2 protein-coding genes are annotated in these 6,513 nt (G+C 39.1%); both read left to right on the forward strand.

From position 1 onward, the window contains the following. Nucleotides 1–274: 274 nt before the first annotated feature. Nucleotides 275–4,729 (forward strand): Calx-beta domain-containing protein, encoded by a 4,455-nt coding sequence (locus Q4597_RS13220; RefSeq protein ID WP_303406530.1) that lies wholly within the window; start codon nt 275–277, stop codon nt 4,727–4,729. Between the two features lie 555 nt (nt 4,730–5,284). Continuing rightward, nucleotides 5,285–6,513 (forward strand): hypothetical protein (locus Q4597_RS13225; RefSeq protein WP_303406531.1); only part of this gene is annotated, 1,229 nt, incomplete at its 3' end.

Consider the following 6,513-nt stretch of genomic DNA (forward strand, 5'->3'; position numbering starts at 1 on the left):
TGTTCACAGTACTTTACAAAGTAGATAAGTATTTAATCGATAATGTATCTATTTTAAAGGCAATTCAACGTGCTTTAAAATACCTAAACATTGTAAAAACTATCGGTTACGCTCTCTATTGGTGTCTTCACAACAAATTTTTCTTAGGTAGTTCTAGTACGGATATATTTGCTGGGTTAAGTGCTCGGTCCGTTCGGTCGGCATCTATTCAAAGCTTTAAAAAGTGCTAAAAATAGTGTATAATCATACTAGAATTTTTTATGTTTTTTTGGCGATGCTGTGTTCGTTACAGTTGGTCGCACAAGAAACTTATCGCGATAATTTTAGCAGTGTATCTTACTCAAATAATAATGGCAGTTCTAACTTTTCTACAAATTGGGTAGAAACTGGCGATACAAATAATGGTCCTGCCAGTCAATATATAAGAATAAGTAGTAATAGACTTGAATTTTATTGGATATATTCTGAGACCGTACGCAGATCGGCTAATCTTAATGGGGCTGCAACAGCTGTGTTAAGTTTTAATTATACAACAATTAGTCTTACAAACGGTAGAGCGTTAGGTATCCAGGTTTCTAATAATGGAGGTGCGTCTTATACTACAGTGGGTACGATTAATGGTAATAATACAGGAATTTTTAGTCAAGATATATCTGGTTTTATTTCAGCAACTACAACCGTAAGATTAGCTAAATCGGGCAATAACTGGAATAATAATGATTACGCCTTTATCGATAATTTTCAGATTTCTGCAACTTTTCCCGCACCTATTCCTGTTCTGGAGGTAAATGATATAACAGTAGATGAAGACGGGGGCAATGCTACTTTTACCGTACGGCATATAGGTACGAACGCTACAGCTCCTTTTACGGTCAATTACAGAACGGTAGATGGGTCTGCAATTGATGGTAACGATTATACTTCTTCATCTGGTATTTTAAACTTCAATGGTACGTCAGGTGATACGGAAACAGTTACCGTTCCCATTTTAGATGATGGTACTATTGAGAATCCGGAAAATTTCATATTGGAATTCACTCTAGCATCAGATCCTCAAGTAGACATTAGTGATACAGCTACAGCAACGATTATAGATGATGACGCCTTAATAATGACTAATGACGGTAGTGCAACTACATGTAGCGATACCTTTTTTGATCCGGGCGGACTCTCTAATTATTCTAATAATCAAGATGTAACCTATACCATATGTCCGGATACAGCTGATACATATTTGAATGTCAACTTTACAAGTTTCGAGATTGTTTCTGGAGATATACTCTATATTTATGATGGTAATTCAACGGGAGCTACTTTAATAGGTCAGTATGATAGTGCCAATGTACCCACTTCAATAAATTCTTCGGCTGCTTCAGGCTGTCTAACGTTTAGGTTTGTTTCTAACGGAAATAACACCGGAGCTGGTTGGGAGGCAGAAATCAATTGTTTTCCTGACGGTCCCATTATTATAATTGAGGACATTACAATTGATGAAGATGTGGGTAATGCCGTGTTTACCGTAAGGTCTACAAGAGCTGCGCACGGAAGAAATATATTTTTGTTTGGTTTTGTTGAAGCCCCATTTACGGTAGATTTTGAGACCGTAGACGGATTGGCTTTGGCAGGAAGCGATTATACCGCCACATCAGGAACGCTAACCTTTACAGGAGAGTTAAATAATGTTCAGACCATTTCTGTACCTATAGCCAATGATGGTATTCCGGAATTTGCAGAAGATTTTGATATTGTCTTTACTGGAGCAAATGCCCAGTATGCAGTTGTAAATTATAACGATGCGGGTAAGGGTACCATAAATTCTCAGATCTTAGCAAATGACCCATTAACACTGTTTCAAGAATTTGATGGGTATTATGATTACTCAACTACCGGAGGTACGTTACGTACAAGTCCCAATGGGGCTAGTCCTTGTGCGGTTACTACATCATCGTCCAATAGTTTGGTATCTCCTGTTCCGGCAACAGCTTCTGTTGAAAGGGCTTATCTGTATTGGTCTCATTCTAGTACGGTTCGTGATGCAGATGTAACTTTTGAAGGACAAAGTGTTTCTGCTAACTTTCTATATCAGACATCTTTGGGCAATAGAAACTTTTTTGGTTATGTAAGTGATGTAACCACTATAGTTCAAGGCGTATCCAATTTATCAAGTAATGTTTTTGACTTTAGTGGTCTTACCATTAATAATACGGGAGAATATTGTACAACAAGTACGGTTCTTGGTGGCTGGGCGTTAATGGTTTTTTATGAAGACCGTTCTTTGCCAGCAGTAAATATAAACTTATACCAGGGTTTTGATGGTTTAAGTAATGATGGTAATTCGTTTACGCTAGATTCTTTTTATGCCATATCGGGAACAGGCGCCAAAGCTTCATTTTTATCGTGGGAAGGTGATCCAGATTTGAATGGATCTAGTTCTGGCTCTACCAATCCTGAAGAACTGTCCATTACCAATCAAAGAAATCAAAATTTTATTCTTACGGGAGATGGAGGTCAAACAGGTAATAACTCCTATAACTCTACAATTTATGACAATACGGTAGGTCCTCCGGTTTATAATAATGCTGCTACTTACGGTATAGATTTAGATACTTATGATATTTCATCATTTATTCAACCGGCAGATAGTGAGGTCACAGCAAATGTTGACGTAGGTCAGGATTTTGTGATTTCTGCAGCGGTGGTATTGAAAGTGCCGTCCAACTTAATTGCAGGTCGTGTTTTTGAAGATGTCAATTATCCGGGTGGCGCAGGCCGTGATCAATTGGCCTCTGGAGGAGTAGGGATTTCGGGTGCAATCGTAGAGCTTTTTGATTCTTCTGGTAATTTTATCCAAAGAAAAAATACAGAGGCGAACGGAAATTATTCGTTTGGAGGCATGGCAGATGGAGACTACTTTATAAAAGTAGTGAGCTCAACGGTCCGGTCTACTAGAGATAGTGGAGCAAACTGTTCTGCATGTTACCCCGTTCAGACATATAAAACCGAAATGATATCTGGTAGTATCGTAGATGTAACAGATGAAGTTGGGGGAACTGACCCAACAGCAACTCAGGATGTATCATTGGGTGTTTTCAATAATGCTCAAAGCATAGCTAGTGTTGAGGTGGCCGGTAACGGTGTTGTAGGTATTAATTTTGGATTTAATTTTAATACTATAGTAAATACAAACGAGAACGGACAAGGTTCACTTACTCAGTTTATATTGAATTCAAATGCAATAGGAGAAGTTGGTTTGGATATTGAAGCGAACGGTATATTTGATCCAGCGACAGGTGAGGACACTTCAATATTTATGATACCAACTATTAGTGATCCATTAGGGCGAACGGCCGATGCCAATTTTGCGAATGGATACTTTAATATTGCCATGTCCAATCCCAACGATTTTCCGGTAATAACTGGTTCCAATACTGTTATTGATGGGCGTACGCAAACTGCTTATTCGGGTAACACAAATACAGGAACTGTTGGTTCTGGAGGAACAGGGGTAGGAGTTTCAAATACGAATCTGCCAAACTTTGACCTACCGGAAATTGAATTATATAGTCCCTCAGGTGATGTATTGCAATTAAACGGTACAAATGTGGTAACTCGTAATATTGCTGTTCGTGCCAATAATAATGCAGGAATTATTATTCAGGGTGGGTCTGCATCTGTGTCGCACAGTTTACTGGGTGTGAATGCTCGTGGCAATGCATCGGGAAATATAGATTATGGCGTGGAAATTATTGGAGGAACATCTATTGTAGACAGCAATTATATAGCAAGAAATACGGATGAAGGTATTTTGGTGAACGGAGGAACGTCTACCCTAATACAAAACAATCATATTACGGACAATGGAAACAACGCTTGTTTTGATAATATAAAAATTAGTGGTGGGTCTGGAATTATAATTCAGCAAAACTTAATTGATAGAGCTGCTTCCCTAGGCGTAGATGCAGAAGGAATAAGCGGTTCTTTGACCATTACGGAGAATACAATTTCCAACTCGGGTCAAGATGGAGGTAAATGTTCGGGAGATGATGCAAACGTGGGTATTCGTTTGGATGGAAGTAATTCGTCTGTAACCAATAACATTATAACTTCCAGTGGCGGGGCAGGTATTGTTCTAAGTGGCGGGAATACATCAGGAAACTTAATCTCTAGGAACTCAATTTACGCAAACGGTACGGCAAGTCCTGCTCTAGGAATAGATATTGATTTATCTGATGGTTTTGGTGATGGGGTAACCATTAATGACTCCGGAGACTCGGATAATGGTCCCAATGGTGTCCTAAATTTCCCTGTAATTACAGGTGCGTATGTTTCAGGATCAAATCTGGTAGTAGAGGGCTGGTCAAGACCGGGAGCTACTATAGAGTTGTTTGCAACTGACATTAACGAAGGAACGGCCTCTGCAGGAGATAATAGATTGGGCATGACCTATGATTATGGAGAGGGACAACGGTACCTAGGCACCATGGTAGAAGGTTCTGCTTCCGATTCGGAATCAAGGATTACCGCTTATAGCGATGATGATAATAATACGGACAATACCAACAAGTTTAAATTCAGTATTCCACTTCCTTCAGGTATTGGTTTAGGTAACACGGTAACTACTACGGCTACGTTGGCAAACTCTACTTCTGAGTTTTCTCCTTTAAGTATAATTAAGGCGTATACTGTTATTACGAATAGGCGAATAACTTACAGAGTAAAGCCAAATTAACAATGTTATATAATGGTTAAATATGAAATGTAAGTTTGTCCAAATTTAAACCGTTCTACGTTCGTTTTAGGCACCATTTTTAACCTCTATTTTTCTACATATTACACTATTCTCGTAAACATATGACCATCTGTAGTATAGCGATATTATTGAACTTATCGACGATTAACACAGGAAAAAAATAAACCAAGACCTCATTTTTCAGTACGTATACAATAGGAATTCACACTTATACAACAATTATTTTCCATTGCAGGTACTAAGGTTAATTTTGTAAAGTGTAATTGGATCATTCTCAATAGGATTGGTTCAACACAACCCAAAAAACTGAATAACTTAACCAAAGTTTGACATAGGTTTATTCTATATAAACCAAGTGGCATTTAGGATGTTCTTCATCCTCTTCACCATACCAAAAGGCACTTCTAAGGTGCAATGTCCGGGGCGGAATTCAGATATGTTTTTTTTGGAATAAATAGTACACTGCGTCTAAGGTTAGTTCGCACGGTAATTATAAAGATTTGGAACAATACGGTTTTAAGTAAAGTAATGGTCATGAAAAAAATAAGTATAATCTTAGTTTTCCTAATCTCCGGATTAGCATTTGCACAGACTACGGTCAATTTAGAAGACCAATGTAACTGTGAGGTGCTAAGCGGTACCGATGTTACAGCTCCAGGATTGACTACTCCTGCAGGTGCTGACATAGGTGATATTTATGTAAATACGGATACAGGGACTATCTATTTTTGGGATGGTGATTCTTGGGAGTTGACCTCTTCCGATGATCAGCAACTTCAGAACTTTACTTTTGACGGTATAAGCGGAGAACTTACGCTTACCTTAGAAAACGGAGGCACTGCGTCTGTTATATTGCCAATTGAGACCATTACTTCATTAACGGGAACTGCAACCACAGGAAATGCTATTGGAGTTTATGAAAACGAGAACGGTGATTTAGTTACAATTAATGAAACAATAACGGATATAAGTGATGAAGGTGATGGTAATGTAACATTTACAAATGAATTAGGAGCCCAAGTAACGGTTTCCAAATCGGACATTACGGATTTAGGAGGCGGTCTTTATGAGTTCACTAATGGTGACGGAACAAATGTTACTATTGACACCAACGGAATGTCTATTGGCAATATCGTTCCAGGAAATCGCATTGCAACCGTAATCGAGGCAGATGGGTCAACAACAGATATCAACGAAACAATTACGGACATCACCGGAACTTCGACCAACGGAAACGAAATCGGTGTATACCAAAAGGAAGACGGGACTACGGTTTCCATCCAGGAGAGCATCGTACGTATAGAAGATAACAATGACGGGAACATCACTTTAGTGGATGAAGAAGGAAATACTGTAACGGTTTCCAAATCGGACATTACGGATTTGGGAGGCGGCCTTTACCGTTTCACCAATGGCGATGGAACGGACGTGGATATCAACACGAACGGAATCGATATTACTAATGTTATTGCTGGTAACCTGATTGCCACGGTAACGGAAGCGGACGGTACGGTAACGGAAATAGACGAAACAATTACGGACATCACCGGAACTTCGACCAACGGAAACGAAATCGGTGTATACCAAAAGGAAGACGGGACTACGGTTTCCATCCAGGAGAGCATCGTACGTATAGAAGATAACAATGACGGGAACATCACTTTAGTGGATGAAGAAGGAACTACTGTAACGGTTTCCAAATCGGACATTACGGATTTAGGAGGCGGTCTTTATGAGTTCACTAATGGTGACGGAACAAATGT

It is taken from the genome of Zobellia sp. 1_MG-2023, from assembly GCF_030549125.1.
Classification (GTDB): domain Bacteria; phylum Bacteroidota; class Bacteroidia; order Flavobacteriales; family Flavobacteriaceae; genus Zobellia; species Zobellia russellii.